Origin of the sequence: Paenibacillus sp. FSL R10-2788, from assembly GCF_038003885.1 — a bacterium.
Taxonomy (GTDB): domain Bacteria; phylum Bacillota; class Bacilli; order Paenibacillales; family Paenibacillaceae; genus Paenibacillus_AQ; species Paenibacillus_AQ odorifer.
The window spans coordinates 4572620-4594437 of the sequence record NZ_JBBOQA010000001.1 but is presented as its reverse complement, the minus strand read 5'-3'; the positions used below and the strand labels follow the sequence as shown (position 1 = coordinate 4594437).

At 45.7% G+C, this 21818-nt stretch carries 21 protein-coding genes; 20 read left to right on the top strand and 1 reads right to left on the bottom strand.

Features of this window, described 5'->3' with window-relative positions; genetic code table 11:
• Positions 1-7: 7 nt before the first annotated feature.
• The 20 genes from NSQ50_RS20405 to NSQ50_RS20310 all read left to right on the top strand — a co-directional run bounded on the left by NSQ50_RS20405 (position 8) and on the right by NSQ50_RS20310 (position 20896).
• Positions 8-1357, top strand: coding sequence for a CCA tRNA nucleotidyltransferase (locus tag NSQ50_RS20405; RefSeq protein WP_038572416.1), 1350 nt, complete (start codon positions 8-10; stop codon positions 1355-1357).
• Positions 1347-2147 (top strand): biotin--[acetyl-CoA-carboxylase] ligase, encoded by an 801-nt coding sequence (locus tag NSQ50_RS20400; RefSeq protein ID WP_051490911.1) that lies wholly within the window; start codon positions 1347-1349, stop codon positions 2145-2147. The genes NSQ50_RS20405 and NSQ50_RS20400 overlap by 11 nt, the downstream gene beginning before the upstream one ends.
• A 337-nt stretch (positions 2148-2484) precedes the next feature.
• Positions 2485-3351 carry a 3-methyl-2-oxobutanoate hydroxymethyltransferase gene (gene panB, locus NSQ50_RS20395; RefSeq protein ID WP_038572415.1) on the top strand — a complete coding sequence of 289 codons (867 nt, stop codon included), beginning with the start codon at positions 2485-2487 and terminating at the stop codon, positions 3349-3351.
• Positions 3352-4242, top strand: a complete 891-nt coding sequence (gene panC, locus NSQ50_RS20390; protein WP_076223060.1) for a pantoate--beta-alanine ligase — start codon at positions 3352-3354, stop codon at positions 4240-4242. It abuts the gene before it with no gap.
• The gene (panD, locus tag NSQ50_RS20385; protein ID WP_036676288.1) at positions 4235-4618 is read left to right on the top strand and encodes an aspartate 1-decarboxylase; all 384 of its coding nucleotides are present in this window, start codon (positions 4235-4237) and stop codon (positions 4616-4618) included. The genes panC and panD overlap by 8 nt, the downstream gene beginning before the upstream one ends.
• A gap of 111 nt (positions 4619-4729) precedes the next feature.
• Positions 4730-5371, top strand: a complete 642-nt coding sequence (locus tag NSQ50_RS20380) for a tetratricopeptide repeat protein (RefSeq protein WP_076223062.1) — start codon at positions 4730-4732, stop codon at positions 5369-5371.
• 126 nt (positions 5372-5497) lie between these two features.
• Positions 5498-8359, top strand: coding sequence for an ATP-dependent DNA helicase DinG (gene dinG, locus NSQ50_RS20375; RefSeq protein ID WP_076104447.1), 2862 nt, complete (start codon positions 5498-5500; stop codon positions 8357-8359).
• 130 nt (positions 8360-8489) lie between these two features.
• Positions 8490-9143: a redox-sensing transcriptional repressor Rex gene (locus tag NSQ50_RS20370; protein ID WP_036676294.1), complete on the top strand. Its 654-nt coding sequence runs from the start codon at positions 8490-8492 to the stop codon at positions 9141-9143.
• Positions 9130-10431 (top strand): amidohydrolase, encoded by a 1302-nt coding sequence (locus NSQ50_RS20365; protein ID WP_076127547.1) that lies wholly within the window; start codon positions 9130-9132, stop codon positions 10429-10431. The genes NSQ50_RS20370 and NSQ50_RS20365 overlap by 14 nt, the downstream gene beginning before the upstream one ends.
• Before the next feature lie 171 nt (positions 10432-10602).
• The gene (locus NSQ50_RS20360) at positions 10603-11121 is read left to right on the top strand and encodes a cell wall elongation regulator TseB-like domain-containing protein (RefSeq protein WP_036676299.1); all 519 of its coding nucleotides are present in this window, start codon (positions 10603-10605) and stop codon (positions 11119-11121) included.
• Positions 11122-11531: 410 nt separating this feature from the next.
• Complete coding sequence (locus NSQ50_RS20355) at positions 11532-12074, top strand: hypothetical protein (protein ID WP_036676301.1); 543 nt, start codon at positions 11532-11534, stop codon at positions 12072-12074.
• Positions 12067-13569 carry an AAA family ATPase gene (locus NSQ50_RS20350; RefSeq protein WP_038572410.1) on the top strand — a complete coding sequence of 501 codons (1503 nt, stop codon included), beginning with the start codon at positions 12067-12069 and terminating at the stop codon, positions 13567-13569. Before NSQ50_RS20355 ends, NSQ50_RS20350 begins: the two co-directional genes overlap by 8 nt.
• Positions 13570-13702: 133 nt before the next feature.
• Entirely contained in the window at positions 13703-14575 is an 873-nt protein-coding gene (locus NSQ50_RS20345) for a 3-hydroxyacyl-CoA dehydrogenase family protein (RefSeq protein WP_036676304.1), read from the top strand.
• On the top strand, positions 14572-15780 hold the full coding sequence (locus NSQ50_RS20340) for an acetate/propionate family kinase (RefSeq protein WP_036676305.1): 1209 nt from the start codon (positions 14572-14574) through the stop codon (positions 15778-15780). Before NSQ50_RS20345 ends, NSQ50_RS20340 begins: the two co-directional genes overlap by 4 nt.
• Positions 15781-15801: 21 nt before the next feature.
• Complete coding sequence (asnS, locus tag NSQ50_RS20335) at positions 15802-17100, top strand: asparagine--tRNA ligase (protein WP_038572408.1); 1299 nt, start codon at positions 15802-15804, stop codon at positions 17098-17100.
• A 31-nt stretch (positions 17101-17131) separates the two neighbouring features.
• On the top strand, positions 17132-17884 hold the full coding sequence (locus NSQ50_RS20330) for a DnaD domain-containing protein (RefSeq protein WP_038572407.1): 753 nt from the start codon (positions 17132-17134) through the stop codon (positions 17882-17884).
• Positions 17885-17955: 71 nt separating this feature from the next.
• Positions 17956-18564, top strand: coding sequence for a sigma-70 family RNA polymerase sigma factor (locus NSQ50_RS20325; RefSeq protein ID WP_179087738.1), 609 nt, complete (start codon positions 17956-17958; stop codon positions 18562-18564).
• The gene (locus NSQ50_RS20320; RefSeq protein WP_143760466.1) at positions 18555-19052 is read left to right on the top strand and encodes a hypothetical protein; all 498 of its coding nucleotides are present in this window, start codon (positions 18555-18557) and stop codon (positions 19050-19052) included. The genes NSQ50_RS20325 and NSQ50_RS20320 overlap by 10 nt, the downstream gene beginning before the upstream one ends.
• Positions 19053-19067: 15 nt before the next feature.
• Positions 19068-20174 (top strand): hypothetical protein, encoded by a 1107-nt coding sequence (locus NSQ50_RS20315; protein ID WP_076223066.1) that lies wholly within the window; start codon positions 19068-19070, stop codon positions 20172-20174.
• On the top strand, positions 20171-20896 hold the full coding sequence (locus NSQ50_RS20310) for a hypothetical protein (RefSeq protein ID WP_051490914.1): 726 nt from the start codon (positions 20171-20173) through the stop codon (positions 20894-20896). The genes NSQ50_RS20315 and NSQ50_RS20310 overlap by 4 nt, the downstream gene beginning before the upstream one ends.
• A 52-nt stretch (positions 20897-20948) precedes the next feature.
• On the opposite strand, the gene proC is transcribed toward NSQ50_RS20310, so the two are convergent.
• Positions 20949-21818, bottom strand: a complete 870-nt coding sequence (gene proC, locus NSQ50_RS20305; protein ID WP_038572403.1) for a pyrroline-5-carboxylate reductase — start codon at positions 21816-21818, stop codon at positions 20949-20951.

The following is a 21818-nucleotide window of genomic DNA, read 5'->3' as shown; positions in this document are numbered from 1 at the left end:
GTCACATATGGAATGGACAATGGCACCTTCTGCGATGGCAATTGCAGCGGAGATTGTAATTTCCGAGTTAACCCAAAATGGCCACGAGGCTTATTGGGTTGGAGGATGTATTCGCGATGAGCTATTAGGTAGGCCAGTGCACGATATGGATATTACAACCTCAGCACTGCCGGAGGAAGTGATAGCTATCTTTGCGCGCAGTGTGCCAACAGGATTAGCTCATGGTACGGTCACCGTGATACAGGATGGTTGCGGGTTTGAAGTGACGACATACCGGACAGAAAGTGGTTATGTAGACCATCGTCGTCCTGAACATGTTTTTTTCGTGAACGATGTGAAGGAGGATCTTCGTCGTCGTGATTTCACGATCAACGCGATTTGCTGTGGATTAAATGGGGAACTTATTGATCCATTCGCAGGTGAGAAGGATCTACAGCTGCAGGTGATTCGCTGTGTAGGCGATGCGGAGGAGCGGTTTGACGAAGATGCGCTTCGCATGCTTCGCTGCATTCGTTTTGCATCGGTGCTGGATTTCTCCATCGCGAAGAACACGTGGAGGGGCCTGATGCGCCAGCGGGATAAGCTGGCGCATATTGCTGTGGAGCGTGTCCGCGCGGAGCTGGACCGCATCGTCGAGGGGCCGCATCCTCTGCGCGGCCTAGGCATGCTAGCGCGCTGCGAGCTGCTGGCGCGCGGCAAAGCCCCGTTCCCCTGGACCGGAACCGATATGGCGGCTGCTGCCGCCTTAACGGCCGGGATCGGGGAACTGGAGAGCGCCCGCCTGCGGTGGGCGCTTCTCCTCCATGCCCTGAAGCAGTCGGCCCAAGAGGCCGATGTGCTGCTGCGGGCATGGACGTTCTCGGGGACGACGCGGAGCGGCGTCGTCCAGGTGCTGCGGGTCCGCGAAGCTTGGACCGCTGCGCTAGAGGGCATGCCGCCGGATATGGGCGGCATGGAAGGTCTGCGGCGGCAATGGATCGCCGCCGTGCTGGCCTTCGGCGTGGAAGCCGCCGAAGGGTGGCTCTCGCTGCTGGCGATACTGCCAGCAGCCGCACCTACTCTTCCCACTGCGGCCTCTTCTGCCTTTTCCATCGTGGAATCGCCAGAGGCTGCAACCGCACCTGCCGCTGTAAATGTACAAGCGGCAAGAGAATGGATCGCGCAAATGCCGCTAACCAGCCTTTCGGAGCTTGAGATTACAGGCAATGAGCTGCTGGAGTCTTTGGACAAACGTCCGGGACCATGGCTCGGCAAAATGTTAAATGGACTCCTGCAAGCGGTCGCTTCAGGTGATTTACCTAACGATAAACAATTATTGCTGCTTGAAGCAAAAAGGATGGATGGACATGAGCGATGATAAAGCGCTGTCGCTAACTGAGCTGAAGCGAGAGACCTCCGCTTCGAATTGGATAGGCAACGTTCAGTTGCTGGAATCTGTGGTGTCCACTCAAGAAGAAGCTAAGTTTTTAGCGGAAAACGGCGCGCCGGAAGGAACAACCGTCATCGCAGAAGAACAGACGGGTGCCCGAGGCCGAATGGGAAGAAAGTGGTTCTCTCCCCGTGGCAAGGGCATTTGGATGAGTATTGTGTTACGGCCCCAATTACCCTTGTCGGAGACTCCGCAGCTGACATTGCTGGCTGGAGTTGCCGTCTGCAAGGCAATTCGACGGGTGACCGGTGTAGATGCCGGCATCAAATGGCCGAATGATCTGCTCGCAGGCGGTCGTAAGATTTGTGGAATTTTACTCGAATCTTCTCTAAGAGAAGGGGAGCTTCATTATTGCATTGCTGGAATTGGCATTTCCGCGAACATGACAGAGGAAGATTATCCCGATCATCTGCAGGAGGTCGCCACTTCACTTCGGATTGAGCGGGGGGGTGCTCCAGTTGACCGTTCTGAGCTGGTAAGGGCGGTTTTGGACGAACTGGATATGCATTACAATCTGTACATGAAGCAAGGTTTTAAACCTATAAAGGAGCTTTGGGAGTCCATGTCTGTGACTTTGGGGCGCCAGATCGCACTGAACAGCCCTCAGGGGCGTTCTGAAGGTGTGGTAGTGGGTTTGGATGAAATAGGTGGTCTACTGCTTAAAAACAGCTCAGGAGAGATCTCTAACGTATGCTCAGGTGAAATTGAACTTTTATAAGATTTATTTATATGACAGGGGTATCATCCCTTGTCATATTTTTTTCGTGTAATTCCGCGCTCTTTTTGATATACTATGGGTCGGAGGCGGTATCGTTTATCGAACTGTACTCTTGAATTGTAGAACTTTTTATATTTTTTATTACTGAAAGTACCTTCATAACTGCGTTTGACGGTTACGTTGGATTCTGCTCTGAGCCGTAAGGACCGAGACAGAAGGGACGATCGCAAGTGACTCTTTTTTGCCCTTCGGACCTTTTTAGCAAATGATTGCTAAAAGGTTTTTTTGTTGCGATTTTTACGGGCAGGTTACTTAAAAAAGGAGGACGAAAAGAGAAATGACAAACAAACAAGCACTAAATATTGTAAAAATGAAAAAAATGAAAGCAGAAGGTGTGCCACTGAGCATGCTGACCGCTTATGATTATCCATCTGCAGTTCTTGCAGAAGAAGCAGGTATCGACCTTATTTTGGTTGGTGACTCTCTTGGGAATGTAGTCCTTGGATACAATACAACTTTACCGGTAACGATTGAAGATATGGTGTACCATACCCGCTCGGTAACTCGAGGAGCACAAAGTACATTTATCGTGGCTGATATGCCATTTATGACGTATCACGGGAGTATAGATGAAACCCTGCGGGGTGTGCGCAGATTGATGCAGGAAGGGCGGGCTCATGCCGTCAAAATGGAAGGTGGACTTGAGATTTGTGAGACTGTAGCTACGGTTGTGGCTGCGGGAGTCCCTGTGCTGGGACACATCGGGCTTACTCCTCAATCCGTGAATATGATTGGTGGCTACCGGATTCAAGGCAAAGACGCCAAGGATGCCCAACGCCTGATGGATGAAGCTAAGGCGCTTGAGGCAGCAGGTGCTTTTGCAATCGTTTTGGAGCTGGTAACGGAAGAAGTAGCCCATGCAATCTCTGAAGCGCTTAGCATCCCAACCATTGGGATTGGTGCAGGCCGTTACTGTGATGGACAGGTATTGGTTTTCCATGATTTGCTGCGTTATGCCTCACCTTATCGTGAGAAACGTTTTGTCAAAACCTATGCGGATGTGGGTAATGTGATCCGTGAGGGCATCAGCCAGTATGTGAAGGAAGTGAAGGAACGTTCCTTCCCAGATGAAGGTCACGTTTTTAATGCAGATGAAACAGTCTTGGAATCTTTATATGGCGCTGCCAGAAAGGAAGGGAAATAAATGAGAGTGGTCAGAAGCATTGAGCAGCTGCGCGAAGCTTTGGAGTATATGAGACAAGGCGGGCACGCCCCGATTGGGTTCGTTCCTACGATGGGATACTTGCATGACGGACATGCCAGTCTGCTTCGCCGGGCTGGAGAAATGAGCCACACAGTGGTAATGAGCATTTTTGTGAATCCTTTGCAATTCGGGCCAAACGAGGATTATGATTCCTATCCGCGTGACGAGCGTCGTGATTTGGAACTCGCTGAACGTGAGGGAGTAGATATTGTATTTATCCCCAGTGTGGAAGAAATGTATCCGCAGCCTACTCGGACTACTGTCTCGGTATCGGAGCTTACTACCCGGCTATGTGGGGCTTCCCGCCCTGGGCATTTTGATGGTGTAACCACAGTGGTTAATAAATTCTTCAATATTGTACAGCCGGATTATGCTTTCTTTGGGCTGAAGGATGCTCAACAAGTTGCTGTCCTTCGCCGAATGGTGTCCGATCTTAATATGAATGTCGAAATTATCCCTTGTCCGATCGTTCGTGAAGGGGATGGACTTGCGCTCAGCTCACGTAACGTATTCTTGTCTCCAGAGGAGCGTAGTCAGGCATTGGTGTTATCTCGTTCCTTACGTGAAGCACGTCAGTCTATTGAAGAAGGAAAAGTAAGAACCGTTGCTGAAGTGCGGGAATTGTTGACATCGGTTATTTCCAGCTCTCCTCTAGCGGTGATTGATTATGCGGAGATCCTAACATTCCCTGATCTTGAAGGATTAGAGGATGAAGCTCTTTTATCAGAAGTGGATGGGGAAATTATTATAGCGCTTGCCGTGAAGTTTGGCAGAACACGCTTGATTGATAATAATGTATTTATTCCAAAGGAGGTTGCTGCACTTGTTTAGACATATGATGAAATCCAAAATTCACCGCGCAACAGTAACGGAAGCGAATTTGAACTATGTGGGCAGTATTACCATTGATGAGAGCTTGATGGAAGCCGCGGACATTCTTGAGAATGAAAAAGTTCAAATTGTGGATAACAACAATGGTTCGCGACTGGAGACCTATGTAATTCCTGGACCGCGTGGAAGCGGAGTGATCTGTCTCAATGGTGCCGCAGCTCGTCTTGTTCAGCCGGGCGATACAGTAATTATCATTTCGTATGCGATGTTGTCCTCGGAAGAACTGGAGTCACATAAGCCAACGGTGGTATTCGTGGATGAGAATAACAAACCAGTGAAGCTGGCTGATCATGAATTGCATGCTACAATCGCTTAATGTATGGACTTACGCCATGTAATGAATGGCAGGGATGAAAGACCCCGATCTCGCAGAAAATGAAGTCAGGCAAGCTGAACTGATTTCATCTTCAGTAAGGGGGGATAGCCCATGTTTCAACATTTGTTTGCTGAAATGAACAAGGTGCTTCAGGAGATCGTAACAGATTACCCTACAGCGGAGGGTGCCCGCCGGAACGAGCTTTTATGCAATTATAATATGCTGCATAGACTGAGCGATAAAGTGATGGATGAATGGCTCGCTTTTGCTGAGAAGCTAAGTCACTTTCGCGAAAGTGCGGATTTTACAGCAGTGGTCGAAGAGGAAGTGCCGGAACAGGAAGCACCAGAGCTGTGTATGGATTCCTTTGTAAGAGGTCAGGGATATTATAAGCTGCTGATGTATGGAAAGTGTATTGATCAGTTTAAAGAAGTTATTGCGCAATACCCGGATAGCTTGGCTGCTCGATTATATTTAGCCATCTCTTATCTGCAGGAAGGTGACGGTGAAGCCGCTTGGAGTCATCTGAGCCATATGCTGGGCTTGATACGGGAAACCAAGCTGAAAGCCATGGTATATAATGCTTTAGGCTGCATACGAGCCTCACAGGAACGTTTTAATGAAGCGCAGGAATTGTTTGACCTTGCCTTGCAGCATGACCCGGCGCTTCCGGAGCCAAACGTTAACTTAGAGGTATGCCGCCGTCGTGGAGGGAAGCTGCATTTTGGAAATCAGCTGGTTTCCCTTTTGTAAAAGAATAACGGTTTTGGAAATTTCTATTCAAGCGATGCATCCCCTGAACCAGTGGTGTGCATCGCCTTTTTTCGCAACTTCTGTTATGCTGATTAAGAGTCTCAATTGAAAGGGAATAGAATTATAATGAAATTTGCCGTGCTTGATTTTGAAACAACAGGAACCCAATCCGTGGGTGAAATTATCCAGGTTGGCCTTGCAATTATAGAAGAAGACCGGTCCATCTCCCGGGTATATGGTTCCTATGTCAAGCCCGGAACGCCGATTCCTCCTTTTATAACAGGTCTGACGGGGATTACCGATGATGATGTGAAGGATGCGCCTGAGCTGGATGAGATGATGATGGAGCTTGTTCCGCTCTTGGATGATGTTGTGCTTGTAGGGCATAATGTCGCTTTCGACTTCCATTTTTTACAAAATGCTTTAGATCGTTGTGGTTATTTGCCATTTCAAGGGCGGATTTTGGATACGATTGATTTTCTGAAAATTTGCTTTCCTTCGCTCACATCTTATCAGCTAGGCTCTGTCAGTGCTCATTTTGGAGTGACACATGATCGTCCGCATCAGGCAGATAGTGATGCACTTGCGACTGCTTTAGTGCTGTTGAAATGTCTGGAGGAGCTCTACGAGCTGCCGCTGCTTACGATCCAGAGACTCTGTGAGCTGTTTACCGAAGAGGATAGTGATCTGGGCTGGTACTTTGATGGTCTGCTGCGAGAGCGGGAAGCGGAGACGCTACAGCCCGAAGGTGATCTGACTTTCTATCGTCAATTAGCGCTTGCAGTAGGAGACTGGACGGAGTTAGCGCCACCTAGAGATGAGCATGTAGAGAATCCGCTAGCGAATTTATCTTTTACTGATTATATGGACGAAGTAACCAAACGACTTAAAGACACATTACCGCAGTATGAAAGCCGGGAAGCTCAGGATATTATGATCAATGAGGTGATGACGGCACTTGCCGAAGACAAACACCTACTGATCGAAGCGGGCACAGGAACCGGTAAATCGCTCGGTTATTTGTTGCCTGCCATTTATCAAAGCGTTCGCACCAATGAAAAAGTCATGGTCAGCACTCATACCATTAATCTGCAGGACCAATTGCGCGAGCGGGATATCCCTTTGTTAACGCAGGTAGTTCCTTTTCCGTTTAAAGCTGCTATTTTTAAGGGAAGAGGACATTATTTGTGTCTGCGTAAGTTTGAGCATAAAATTAATAAAAAGGACTTTATAAGCCCAAGGGAAGATGCGCTTACTGCAGCTCAGATGATCGTATGGCTCACTCAAAGTGAATCAGGGGATGATGAAGAGCTGAATTTAAGCGGCCGGGGCGGTGATTTCTGGGAGACGGTGGCAAGCGATACCGATTCCTGTCTGGGACGTTCCTGTCCTTGGTTCCGCAAATGCTATTATCATAGGGCCAAGCATGAAGCTGGGATTGCTGACGTGGTCATTACGAACCACTCCAAGCTATTCGCAGATGTTAAAGCTGGGCACCAGCTGCTTCCAGCTTACGAGCATCTTGTAATTGATGAAGCACATCATTTAGAAGATGTGGCTGGTAAACATCTTGGCATGCATATGAAGCATTTCACTGTGGCACACACGTTATCGCGACTGTATAAAGATAGCCGAAACGGACAGCTTCCTGCTCTGCGCCAGATCTTACAGTCGTCAGGCAGTGAAGAGGCTTCAGAATGGAGCGGAGTCATCGATCGGATCTACCCGGATCTGCTTACTGTCAAAGAAACCTGGGATGCACTCAGCGACAAGCTGTTCAGCCTTTTGCCGGAACGCAGTGATGCAGCAGCAGGGGAAGCGGGACAACTGGTTATGCGTTTGCTTCCCGCCCGTAAGCCGAAGGATTGGGATGAATTAGTTGCGCTTGAGAACACTATGAATCTGACGTTAAGCGACATCATCCGTAAGGGTGATAAAATGCTTAATGAGATGCGTGACCAGGAAAGCCAATCCTCAGCAGACAGTCTTGTTACTGATATTAGCGGTTTATTTAAGGATTTGGCTTCCATACGTGAGCAAGTAAGATTCTTTATGGGGCTGAATGACGATAATGTAGTATATTGGCTGGAGGCAAATGGAAATTACCGCAGCAAATCACTGCAGATGTATGCCGTCCCTGTGGATGTTAGCAGCCAGCTTAAAGAGTTGTTCTTCGATAAGAAAAAAAGCATCGTGCTTACCTCGGCGACGCTGTCTGTAGATAAATCTTTTCAGTTTATGATTGATAATCTCGGACTTAACGAAGCTGCGGAAGAGGGACGTCTAATGACCTCACTCCTTCCTTCTCCCTTTAAGTATCGCGAGCAGGCGCTTCTAGTTATACCGCGTGATTTTCCTAGTGTGAAGGGCAGTGTGGGCGATGCTCGATTTGTCGATACACTCGTACAGTCGTTAGCAGAAGCTGCCAAAACAACACGTGGGCGGATGCTGGTTCTGTTTACTTCTTATAAAATGCTGCGTCAGGTATATGATCCGCTTAAAGAGGCTTTGGCCTCACAAGAGATTACGGTGCTTGGTCAAGGCGTGGAAGGTGGCAGCCGGAGCAAGCTGATCCGCCGCTTTCAGGACAGTGCAGCATCCGTTCTGCTGGGGACGAGCAGCTTCTGGGAAGGTGTAGATATTCCAGGTGAAGCACTGACTTGCCTGGCCATCGTGAGACTTCCGTTTCAACCGCCGAATCACCCGTTGGCGGAAGCGAAGTCGGAGTTATTGCAGGCTCAGAAGAAGAATCCGTTCATGAAATTGTCTGTTCCTCAAGCGGTTATTCGCTTTAAGCAGGGATTCGGAAGACTGGTTCGCACGGCGCAGGATCGCGGAATAGTTATTGTTTATGATACAAGGGTTATTGAATCTCATTACGGGAAGTATTTCCTTTATTCATTGCCTGGTCCCAAAATGGAGCATATGCTGACTGATCAAATGGTCCCCCGCATAGCGGAATGGCTAGAGGATGGCGGCGCTTCTTAAAATGCTCGTCTTCAGTTTAGCTCCTCCTTATCCTTAAGGGCGGTAAGTTACAGTACCGCCCTTAATAAGGAGAGGTATACGTTTGAATATGGATTTTCACAAGAACATTACTATTTTTAGGAGGAAAAATATGAAATCGGATAAAATATCAGAAGCCGTTGTTCGCAGACTACCTGTGTATTTGCGTTTTTTGAATGATCTCCAGAATCGCGAAATATTAACAGTTTCCTCTCAGGAACTTGGACAAAAGCTTGATCTTAATCCCGCACAGATTCGTAAGGATTTAGCGTATTTTGGTGACTTCGGCAGAAAAGGTATCGGCTATGATGTAACGTATCTTATTGAGAAAATCCGTCATATCCTGAAGCTGGATCAACAGCTTAATGTAGCTTTAGTTGGAGCAGGTAATCTCGGACATGCCTTGTCTAATTACAATGCATATCTCAAAGATACTATGAAAATCACCGCTATATTTGATTCGTACGCTCCTAAGGTTGGACGTAAGATCAACTCCCTTACTGTGCAACCAATGGATGAACTAGGCAGCACGATTCGTGAGCAAGGTATTCGCATTGCCATTATTACCGTACCTGATTCAGAAGCTCAAAATGTAGCAGATATTCTCATTTCTTCTGGGATTGAAGCAATTTTGAACTTTGCCCCTGTGATTCTGAAGACACCACCGAATATCCGGGTGCATGCAGCTGATTTTACAACTGATCTGCAAAGTCTTGCGTATTACTTGCGGGATGGAAAGGAAGAAAGCGAACATGAACAACAATAAAACGATAATTAAGGGCGGGTATTTTCTGACTCCGGGAACGGATGAGCCGGTTCTGAGTGGATATATGACTATTGAAGATGATTTAATCACTTACATAGGAAAAGAAGAGCCTCAGATGGAAGCTGGAGTGCAAGTGGTTGATGGCAGCCGTCTGCTGTTCATGCCTGGACTTGTAAACACACATGGTCATGCGGCGATGTCTTTGCTGCGTGGATATGGAGATGATTTAGCGCTACAAGTGTGGCTTCAGGAGAAGATGTGGCCGATGGAGGAAAAGTTCACCGGTGATGATGTATACTGGGGAACCTCCTTATCTGTATTGGAAATGCTGAAGGGTGGAACTACGACCTTCCTCGATATGTATGATCATATGGACCGAGTAGCTGAGGTAGCTGAGTTATCAGGTATCCGTTCCGTATTGATGCGTGGTGTGATTGGGTTATGTCCAGAGGATGTACAGAATCACAAGCTTGCGGAAGCGATTTCTTTTGCCCGTAACTGGCATGGAAAGGCTGACGGTAGAATTACTACTATGATCTCGCCGCACGCCCCTTATACTTGCCCTCCGGACTTCCTGGTTAAGTTCGTGCAGGCAGCGCATGATCTGGATTTACCGATGCATACGCATATGTCCGAAACGAAACGTGAAGTGGAACAAAATGTGGCGGATTACGGGTTGCGTCCTGTAGCTCACTTAGAGAAGCTTGGAATGTTCACACGTCCCTCGATAGTTGCACATGGTGTTCATTTAAATGATGAAGAGATTGAGATCTTGGCTCGCCATAATGTGGGTGTCTCTCATAATCCGGGCAGTAATTTGAAGCTGGCTAGCGGAGTGGCTCGGGTTACTGATCTTCTAAAAGCTGGTGTGAAGGTGTCTCTTGGCACGGATGGCGCGGCAAGCAACAATAACTTGGATATGTTTGAAGAGATGCGGCTTGCAGCTCTCATTCATAAGGGTGTCAGCGGTGATCCAACGGCTGTTCCAGCTCCAGAAGCTCTACGTATGGCTACAGAATATGGCGCCCAGTCCATCTTTTTAAATAATGTAGGTAGACTTGCTGTTGGGATGAAAGCTGATTTCATTGCAATTGATATAGATCAGCCGCATTTGCTGCCACACACAGATCTGTTGTCTCATGCAGTTTACTCTGCTAGCGCTAAGGATGTTGAGCATGTGTGGGTGAATGGTAAACAGGTCATCAAGCATGGACAATGCTTAACCCTGGATGAGGAAGCTATCCGGCGTAAAGCGCAAGAAGCCTTCGAAGGTTTATTGAAGCGTTAAGTCTGGAGAATAACGAATAAATAATAGGCTGCGACTTTTTGCTTTTAGCAAAAGTTGCGGCCTTTTGTACATTTTAAGGCTGGGAAAGCTAGAAAATTATGAAATTTTGGATAAACACGCGGGTGTGTTATATAATCAAAAAAGATATATTACTAGAAAGGGAGCTGTACCTTGAAGAAAAGGAAAAAATGGATCCTCCTGGGGTCAGTTCTGATTCTGCTCCTGGGGTTTGGACTTATCCAGTTCTATGCCTATATTATGAAAGATCAATGGAACGAGCGGGATATCGCCAAGGATGTTGCCAAAACCAGAGCGGGTCTAACAGAGGTAACCAAAGCACAAAAATCGGTTTGGGATGAAAATGCAGTGTACTGGGTTTTAACAGGAAAAAATGAAGCCGGGACTGCTCTTATGGTCTGGGTCCGCTTTACGGTAGATGGAAAATTTGCTGAAGGCGACGACGCAGTGTTTGCTGAGGAACTAAGTAAAGGAACCTCAGAAGCCCAAATACGCGGCATTATCAAAGCTGATCTTCCGGACATAACGATTGAACGCTTGCTGCCGGGAGTATATAACGGAGAGTATGCTTGGCAGCTTTTTTATAAACAGAGCGGTCGGTATTATTATCAATTTTATCGGTTTTCGGATGGGTCCCGAATGGGTGAAGGTTACAGTTTACCTAAAAGTTAAGCCGAACATAAGGAAATTAAGGGTGGCAATGTAAACAAGCGAACTTATTATAAGTTCGCTTGTTTACATTTATTTGATGTACAAAAGTGATATACTAAGTGATATACTGAATGGGTGGTTATCACCGAATATTCTCTTAAATTCACATACAAAAATAGGCCGATTGATTAAAAATCAAGGCCGATTTTGTCGAAAACGAGGAATATATTTGGTATTGATGGAAATATTTAAAAAATTAAATTTTAAATATATTCACATTTATTTTGAAATTAGTATATACACCTGTGATATACTACTACTTGTAATTAGAACAGCAATAAGAGACTTCAGTCTCTCTGATGAGCTCTCAAGTAGCTATAAATTATTATACTGAGCTTTATATTTTGTCATCTTTGAGAGGAGGACGTTTCTTGAAATTACGTCTTGTACCTGTGCTGATAACGTCTCTACTGTCGGCTACTCTATTGTTTGGTGGCTTCTTTTTGTATCGTCAGTTTGCAATGCAGGAACCACTTCAGAAGATTGTATCTCAATATGAGGGCGTCAATGATTCTCATATCAGTATTAACCGCAATGAGGTCACTTTGAAACTTGATCTCCAGCCAGGCACGAAATTACGTGAACTGGTTCAGTACGTCTCTAAAGAAGGAAAATCGATGATTGATGGACGTACACTGAAACTTGATGTAGAACAGAACTCCAGTGAACTGCTGGATGAATACTGGGATAAAGCGATGTTCTCTGTAGCTGAAGCCATGGAGAGCCGTAAATATACACTTATACCCACAGAACTTGATGGACTCAAAGCGCAATATCCGCAATATAAAAATGTGATAGCCTCAACAGAAATTGACGACAATAATGTCTATGTAAGCTTAAGTAATGGAAAAGAAAGCAAATTTATTATTTTGCCGCGCAAACCTGCGACATTGGGGGTATGGAATAATGCCTAAATACCTTAAAGAAATTCTAATCGGATTTGTTCCTGTCTTGTTTATTTTTATGGCTTTTCTAGGCATTAATATATTCCCGATTGTAATTGCTGCTGGGATGCTCACGGCTTTACTTATCATTGCTCATTTAAGAGGCGGACTTGCGGTAAATGCAGGTGCCGGGAAGAAACGCAAGAAGGATGGACCTTCAAAGCTTACTTTTGAAGAAATTGGCGGGCAAGACAATGCAAAGCAGGAGCTTCGTGAAGCGTTGGATTTTCTGATCCGGCATGAGGAAATCAGCAAATTCGGGATTCGGCCTTTGAAAGGGATTCTGCTTACAGGCCCTCCAGGAACAGGTAAGACCCTTATGGCTAGAGCAGCAGCACATTATACGAACTCTGTATTTGTGGCAGCATCAGGCAGTGAGTTTGTAGAAATGTACGTAGGTGTCGGTGCCGGCCGTATTCGCGATTTGTTTAAGGATGCCCGTACCCGCGCCCTTAAGGAAAACAAGCAAAGCGCTATTATTTTCATAGATGAAATTGACGTAATTGGCGGTAAGCGTGAAGGCGGACAGCAGCGAGAATATGATCAGACCTTGAATCAGCTGTTGACCGAGATGGACGGGATCTATAACAACGAAACGCCGCGCATTCTGCTGGTAGCAGCCACTAACCGTAAAGAAATGCTTGATTCAGCATTGCTGCGTCCTGGACGGTTTGACCGTCATATTCAAGTCGACATGCCTGATAAAAAAGGCCGTAAATCGATTCTCGAATTGCATGCCAAAAATAAGCCGCTTCATGTAAATGTGAACCTCGACAAAATTTCCGAAGAAGCCTATGGTTTTTCCGGTGCTCAGCTCGAAAGTGTTATGAATGAGGCAGCAATTTATATGATGCGTGAGGAATTGACAGAGGTTGAGCAGCGGCATCTGTCGATGGCGATTGACAAGGTTATGATGGGGGAAAAAACGGACAGAGAAACTAACCACGAAGAGAAAAAACGGGTGGCGATCCACGAATTGGGACATGCCATTATGGCAGAGCTGCTGCGTCCGGGAAGTGTTAGTCAGGTTACGCTGACTCCGCGGGGGCAAGCCCTTGGTTATGTACGTCACAATCCTCAGCAAGAGCAGTATTTGTACACCAAAGATTATCTCGAAGATCAGATTATGATCGCACTTGGTGGAGCGGCTGCAGAAGAAATGTATTATGGCGGACGAAGCACTGGTTCGCGTGGCGATTTTGATCAAGCCCTGAATATTGTCGAAACCATGATGAAATCCGGATTAACTTCGTTGGGTATCGCCAAGCTGGAAATGGTTACCACCGAAGAGCTTATGAAGGAAAACAGTAAAATATTGGATGAATTGATGGTGCGTACTCACGACCACCTTGAAAAGCAACGAAATGTATTTGATTACTCCCTTGACATTTTAATGAAGGAAGAAGTGCTCTCTGGAGAGCAATTTCGATGTCAATTTCGTGACAGCGTGCGTTTACCAGCATAAATATTTATGCTGGTTATTTTTTTTTACTTTTCAGGCATGCTAAGATATCATTATATGTCGGGCTTTATAAATTTTTGCGACAGACAAGGTACAATACAAAAGTATAGATACCTGAAAGGATGGAGACTTTTTTATGAATTTCAAGAAAATTGGTGTCATCGGCGGTGGCACAATGGGACAAGGGATTGCCGAAATGCTGGCAGCCAAGGGCCTGGATGTATTGCTGGTGGAGAAAACCCCTGAGAAACTGGACTACTCCTACGAAATGATCGAGACAAGTCTAGATAAGCAACTGGAGAAATGGGCGATCACTCAAGCTGAGAAGAAGCTGATTCTTAGCCGCATTCAAAAAGTGACACATTTCGCAGAGCTGAGCTCTTGTGACATGGTTATCGAAACAATCGTTGAGGATTTAGAAGAAAAGAAAAAAATATTAAATCAACTGGATCAAGTATGTCCAAACCACATTATTCTTGCCAGCAATACGTCAACACTTAGCTTGACTGAACTTGCAAGTTCTACAATGTATCCGGAACGCGTGATCGGAATGCATTTCATATACCCTGTAGCTAAAGTGGATCTTGTTGAAATTGTACGCGGTCTGAAAACTTCAGATGCTACTTTTGAAGATACAAAATCCTTTGTTGATGAAATTGTTGAGAAAAAAGGTGTAATGATTTATGAATCCCCAGGATTTGTAACATCACGCCTCATTTGCTTGTTTATCAATGAAGCTATGCACGTGCTGCAAGAAGGCGTTGCCTCCGCACAGGATATTGACGATGCTATGCGTATTGGTTATCAATTCCAATATGGACCGCTTGAAATGGCTGACAGATTCGGTCTGGATTCGGTTCTTGCTGCACTTGAAAATATGTTCCGTGAATATGGTGAGCTGAAATATCGTCCTTCCACGATCCTTAAGAAGATGGTGCGTGCAGGACAATTGGGTATGAAATCAGGCGAAGGCTTCTTCCAGTACGACAAGGATGGTGACCGTATATGAATATTCTAGTAATTAACTCCGGTAGTTCTTCTTTAAAATATCAATTGTACAATATGGCTGATGAATCCGTTTTGGCTAAAGGTTTGGTGGAACGTATCGGGATGGATTCCTCCATTCTGAACCATAAACCTACTGGTAAAGCTGAAGTAACAGAAGTAAGTGAAATTTTGGAGCATAACACAGCGATTCGTAAAGTTCTAGCTTGCCTAACGGATAAAGAGCATGGCGTTATTGAATCCATTAAAGAAATCAATGCTGTGGGTCACCGTGTAGTACATGGTGGTGAATTCTTCAAAGCTTCCGCACTTGTGGACGCTGATGCCAAGACTAAAATTCGTCAATTGTTTGACCTTGCACCACTGCATAACCCAGCAGCAATGATGGGGATTACGGCTTCTGAAGTAAATATGCCGGGTGTACCGCAGGTTGTTGTATTCGATACTGCATTCCACCAAACAATGCCTGAAAAAGCTTATATGTACGCGATTCCTAGAGTACTGTACAATAAATATAAAGTTCGTCGGTATGGCGCACACGGTACATCACACGACTTCGTAAGCAAAGCTGCTGCGGAGTACTTGGAGCGTCCGTTGGAAGATCTGAAGATCATTACTTGTCATATCGGTAACGGAGGTAGCGTAACTGCAGTTCAAGATGGAGTGTCTGTGGATACTTCCATGGGTATGACTCCTCTGGAAGGTTTGATGATGGGGACTCGCAGTGGTGATCTTGATCCAGCAATTGTTCCTTACGTGATGAATAAGGAAGAATTGTCCGTAGGAGAAGTTAACTCCATGTTGAACAAACATAGTGGACTCCTAGCAATTTCGGGCGTAAGCAGTGATATGCGTGATATTATTGAGGGTATGGAAAAAGGTGAGCCTAATTCCACGCTAGCTTTTGAAATGTATGAGTACCGCTTGCGCAAGTATATCGGTTCTTATGCGGCTGCTATGAACGGTGTAGATGCTATCGTATTCACTGCTGGTGTTGGTGAAAATGCTTCATTGCTACGTGAGAAACTGCTAAATAACCTTACGTTCCTGGGTATTGAGTTGGATGTTGAAGCTAACAAAGTTCGCTCCGGCGACCCGCGTCGTATCTCTACGGTAGATTCCAAAGTGCAGGTGCTTGTAGTTCCGACTAACGAAGAACTTGTCATCGCACGTGATACAAACCGTATTGTGCAAGGAATTAACGGCTAAATTAGAGGAGAGATTGAAGGCATGGCTAACAAGAGTGTAATCAAGAACGTGAATGAACATGTTGGAGAAAGTGTTGTTATCGGTTGTTGGGTAAACAACAAGCGCTCCAGTGGTAAAATTCAGTTCCTGCAGCTTCGCGATGGTACAGGTTATATTCAGGGAGTTGTAGTGAAATCAGAAGTGCCTGAAGAGGTATGGGACGCAGCTAAGAGCCTCACGCAGGAAAGCTCATTGTATGTGACTGGTATTATTCGTGAGGAGCCTCGCAGTCAATCCGGTTTTGAAATGACTGTTACCGGAATTGAACTTCTGCACCTTACAGAGAATTATCCAATTACTCCGAAAGAGCATGGCGTTGATTTCTTGATGGATCACCGTCACCTCTGGCTCCGTGCCTCGAAGCAGCGGGCTGTTCTGGTTATTCGTGCGGAGATTATCCGGGCAATTCAACAGTTCTTCAACGAGAGCGGATTTACAAAGGTGGATCCTCCGATTCTGACGCCAACGTCAGCAGAGGGAACTACTAACTTGTTCCACACGAAATACTTCGATGAGGATGCTTACCTGACCCAAAGCGGACAGTTATACATGGAAGCTGCAGCTATGGCACTGGGCCGTGTATATTCCTTTGGACCAACCTTCCGTGCGGAGAAATCTAAGACTCGTCGCCACTTGATCGAGTTCTGGATGATCGAGCCGGAAATGGCCTTCACAGATCATGAAGAAAGCTTGAAGGTTCAGGAAGAGTTTATTAGCTTCGTAGTGCAATCCGTATTGAAGAATTGCCGTGCGGAGTTGGAAGCGGTAGGCCGCGATATTTCCAAGCTGGAGAATATCAAAGCACCATTCCCACGCATTACTTATGACGATGCGATCAAGTTCTTGAATGATAAAGGCTTTGAAGATATTGCTTGGGGTGATGATTTCGGTGCACCTCATGAAACAGCAATCGCTGAAGCATACGATAAACCTGTATTTATTACTCATTATCCTGCTTCATTCAAAGCGTTCTACATGAAGCCGGATCCAAATCGTCCTGAAGTCGTACTGTGTGCTGATATGATCGCTCCTGAAGGTTATGGAGAGATTATTGGGGGTTCACAGCGGATCGATGATCCTGCACTGCTTGAAGAGCGTTATAAAGAGCACAATCTTTCGATGGATTCTTATAAATGGTACATGGATCTGCGTACTTACGGATCTGTACCTCACTCCGGTTTTGGACTTGGGCTTGAGCGTACTGTAGCTTGGATCTGTGGTCTTGACCATGTACGTGAGACTATTCCATTCCCACGTACACTGTACCGCCTCTACCCATAAGTTCTTAGGATTTGAACAAAGGGGGAAGCACATGGACGGCAAGACATGGAGTACCTGGAGCGAAGGCGTCTCCTTCGGTCTGGAGAACGGAATGGCCGTCATACCTTACGCTTTACTGAAGTATTACCGGAAGCTGAATTTAAGCGGAAGTGAAGCCATGCTGCTGATTCATCTGCTCTCCTTCAGGCAAGTAGAAGGGATTGAGTTCCCTTCTCTGGAGGAGCTTCAGGTTGTAACTGGTCGTAGCATTTCCGTTCTAGCCGGAGAATTGCAGAAGCTCATGAAGGAAGGTTTCATTAGCATCGATGGAGACAACGATGAGCTAAGAGATATCCATTATGAACGCTACAATTTCTCAGGGCTATATGGAAAGCTAGGTGCTTATCTTGCGACAGCTGTACAAGAAAATGAGCAAGATAAGGACAAGGGAGCATATGGAACATCAGCTCCCCGGGCTGCTGCGTCAGGTGGAGGATTCGGAACTCCCCCCACATCTCCTTCTTCACTTGGAGATAAAGAGGAGAGCCGGAATCTATTCAGTATTTTCGAGAAGGAATTCGGGCGCCCGCTGTCTCCAATGGAATGTGAGACGATTTCCAGCTGGGTGGATCAAGACCGATATCCTGAAGAGCTGATTCTATTAGCACTCAAGGAATCCGTATTTGCGGGGAAGGTTCATTTTCGTTATATCGACCGGATATTGCTGGAATGGGCCCGTAACCGGGTCAAGAACGCTCAGGATGTTAAGACGTATACACAAAAATTCCGCAATGGTGGAAGATAGATCGTTTAGGAGAGAACCGTATTGCTTTAGCTATTGCTAGAGTCTGTACGGTTCTTTTTTTATTTTTTTAGATAAGTGCAGGGGTAGGCGAAGATCTCAGCGTCTATTATTGTGGGAAGGAGGGGAGAGTCATTGAGGAAGAGCTATTAATCAAGCGGATTTGCCAAGGAGACGAAGATGCGTTTCGCCAGTTTGTAAATACATACAGTCAGCATATATACAAAATCACCTATTCTGTATTACGTGAAGCCAAAGGGGCTGAAGACGCTGCTCAGGAAGCTTTTCTTCAGATGTATAAATCTCTCCCTGACTACCGTTATCAAGGCTTAAAATCATGGATTACACGGATCGCCTTAAATAAGGCTATTGATGCCAAACGTAAACGTGATCGGCTACGAGAGTTGCCTGTTGACTATGAGCTTGTGCTGAGCCAGACACCTTCTAATGAGGAGGATGTACTAGCCACTGTTGTCCGTCGTGACCGGATGAATCGTCTGTCGGGTGAGATCAACAATTTACCGGAGGGTCATCGGGAAATTATGGTGGCTTATTATCTGGAAAATAAAAAATATGAGCAAATTGCTGCTGAAAATGAAATTACTCTGAAGACGGTGGAGTCCAGACTATATAGGGCGAGACAATGGATGCGAAAACATTGGAAGGAGGACGAATGGCTATGATGAAGAGTGGAGAAAACCTAATTCGCCGCGAGCAGGCAAAAGCTTATCTTGAAGGGCAAGAAGATAGTATAGAGCGAGATGAATGGGAACAGTTGCTGCTCAAGGATGAAGACACATTTGTTTCGTACATGGAGATGCTGGATGAGCTAAAGGAGGATCTGCCTTCATTGGAGAATTCGTCTGCTTTTACAGAGAGAGTTATGGGAGATTGGGTGGTTACAGTGAGATCTTCAGTAGTCATAGAAGAAGTAGCGGGGCAAGAAGAAGGATCACGGCGTTATCGCTGGTATGAAAAAACAATCTTTCATTATGCCGTTGCTGCTTCATTAACGCTGTTGATTATGTCTTCCGGGATGTTTGATAAGTTACTCACGGGTGAAATGGAGCTTGTTGTCCCTAAGAAAGATAATGCGCCATCTTATAGCGAACAATTCATGCAAGCCACCAGCGGATGGTTGAGCCGGATTATGGACGGAAGACAGAAATGAGAGGAGAAATGAACAATGCAACAGCAGCGTAATAAAATTAAGGGTCTTTTTCTTAATATGATTCCTGGAGCAGGTCATTATTATATGGGAAGACGCCCACAAGGGATTGTTTATTTTTTGCTAAGCTTTGGTGTGTTATTTATGTCATTCTTAATCGCTATGGCTGAAGGGGATGAGGGAATTCTGGCATTGGGAGTGATCGGATTCTTACTTCTATGGATTCTTTCGATGATTCATCTGGTGATTAAATTACTGCAAATGCCCACTCCAATTGTAGCGCCTGATGGATCAATGCCGGATTTTAGTTCTACTATGCCCGTAAAGACGGAGGATAATGACCGTGTACATGTCATTTTATTGTCTTTCATTCCTGGATTGGGTCATTTTCATATGGGGCTGATGCAGCGTGGACTATCCTTTCTGATTTCTTTTTTCGGATTCATGACCGTTATGTTGTTCTTGGCCGGAATTACTTCGAGTGATGCATTTTTGCTGCTGTTTGGAGTATTGCCAGTAATTTGGCTGTATTGCATGTTTGATGCAGTTCAGCTGATCCATCGTAAACAAGCAGGAGAAATGCTTGTTGACCGCACATTATTCGAAGAGATGGAGGCTGGACGTGAGGAAGGTCGACGCAGCAAAGTATTAGCGACATTACTCTCCGCATTTCCTGGTGCTGGACAGATGTATCTGGGACTGCAAAAAAGAGGACTCCAGCTCATGCTTCTTTTCTTAGGAAGTATTTATGTCATGGATCTATTGCGGTTAACATTGCTCTTTTTCCTTATCCCGGTCATTTGGTTCTATAGCTTATTCGATGGCTTACAGTTAGTTAGCCGATATGGACGTGAACCTTTGCAGGATAAGCCGGTTATCGAAGGTTTCTTAAATCATCAAGGCTGGCTCGGAGCAGTCCTGATGTGTCTCGGATTATACTTTATTGTTGTGAATGTCGCAGTTCCTGCCATCGATATCAGATTTCCAGAATGGCGGCTGGAATATCGCGTAAATGAATATTTTAAGACCATTGTCGTCTCCGTGTTATTGATTGGTGGTGGGGTGAAGCTGATGACTGGAAGTAAGAATAATAAGAGTAGAAAAGGGGCGGGGGGTCAATCTTGAATAATCCAGTAGAAGTAGAGCCGGGAGTCATGGTAACTAGCGAGTTTCCAGTGAACGAAGGGAAATCTAGAAGTTGGCGTGTAGGTACGTTGTCGATGGGACTGAGCCTTTTATTTCTGGGGGCATTAATAATGGTCTCTCAGTGGAAAGGAGCGGATGTGTTCGAGACAACGCTTGCTTGGTGGCCGCTCATTTTTATCTTACTTGGTTTAGAAATTGTAATTTACACCTTATGGTTCCGTGGTAAAGGGAAAATGTACTATGATGTGCTAAGTGTTCTGTTCGTCGGATTTCTGGCAGTGTGCTGTTTAGTATTCGCAGGAGTCAGCTCTTTAGGATTAACACAAGAACTTAGACATGTGATCTCATCTACGGAGGAGAATTATTCCTTGCCGGAATGGAAGGGGAATGTTCCACAGGGTGTAGGCACACTTATAATCCAGGCTGCTGAACCTTATGGAATTATGGTTGATCGAACGGCTGGGAACGAGTTGAATGTATTTGGGAGTTATTCCACGGCAGAAGGGCAACTCAAGCAAGAGCAAGAGAAGCGGCTGTTGCAAACTAAACAAGTCGGAGACACATTTTACGTCATTTTAGGAGACATACCTAGACATCTAGTATTCGATAACTCCAGGAATGCATTGAACGTGACCATTGCGGCTCCTGTAAATCTAAAGGTAATCGTAAGAGATAATTATGGAAATGTTGTAACAAGATAAAAAAAAGATCGCTTCCCACCCGATGAGGGGATGGACTGCGATCTTTTTTTGGTTAAGAACGAAGCTCTTTCTCTAGGGCAGCACCCATTTCACGTGAGCGCTCGGCACATCGGTTAACTGCAGCAATCACAGTTTCAAAGAATTCCCCTCGTTCAAGCACTTCTATAGCTGCTTGTGTTGAACCGTTAGGGGAAGTAACCTTCTTACGGAGTGCTGCGGGTTCTTCTCCCGTCTGTTGTACCATTCGGGCAGCACCCAGCACTGTTTGAACAGTTAATTCGGTGCTTTGATCAAGTGGCAGCCCACCACGGATACCAGCGGCGATCATGGCTTCCATCATGTAATAGATATACGCAGGCCCGCTGCCTGAAATTCCGGTCAAGGTTTCCATACGTTCCTCATCAATGACTGTTGTAAGCCCGACAGCCTCAAAGATATTAAGAGCAAGGCGACGGCCTCTTTCGTCTACTTCTTTGGAGAAGGCTAGACCAGTGGCACCCAGACCGATGGAACTGGAAGTGTTAGGCATTGTGCGAACAATAGGCTGTGCTTTGCCAAGTAGACCTTGCATGGTGCGAATAGATAGACCTGCAATGACAGAAACTACGATCTGATCCGGAGAAAGAATTGGACCTAGTCCGCGTAAGGATTCTGCAGCATCTTTAGGTTTCATTGCCAGTACTATTACTGGTGCGTTCCGTAAGTATTCTATTTTTTGTTCGGGATCATTTGTGCCTATTACACCATAACGGCTTTTTAGTTCTGCCAGACGTTCACTGCTGCTGCGATTGAGCATGATGACATTATCGGACTTCACGATATTGCGGCTAATCATCCCGCGAACGATGGCTTCTGCCATGGAGCCTGCGCCATAAAAAACAATATTATGATTCATGAGTGGAACTGATGGATGCTGACACAT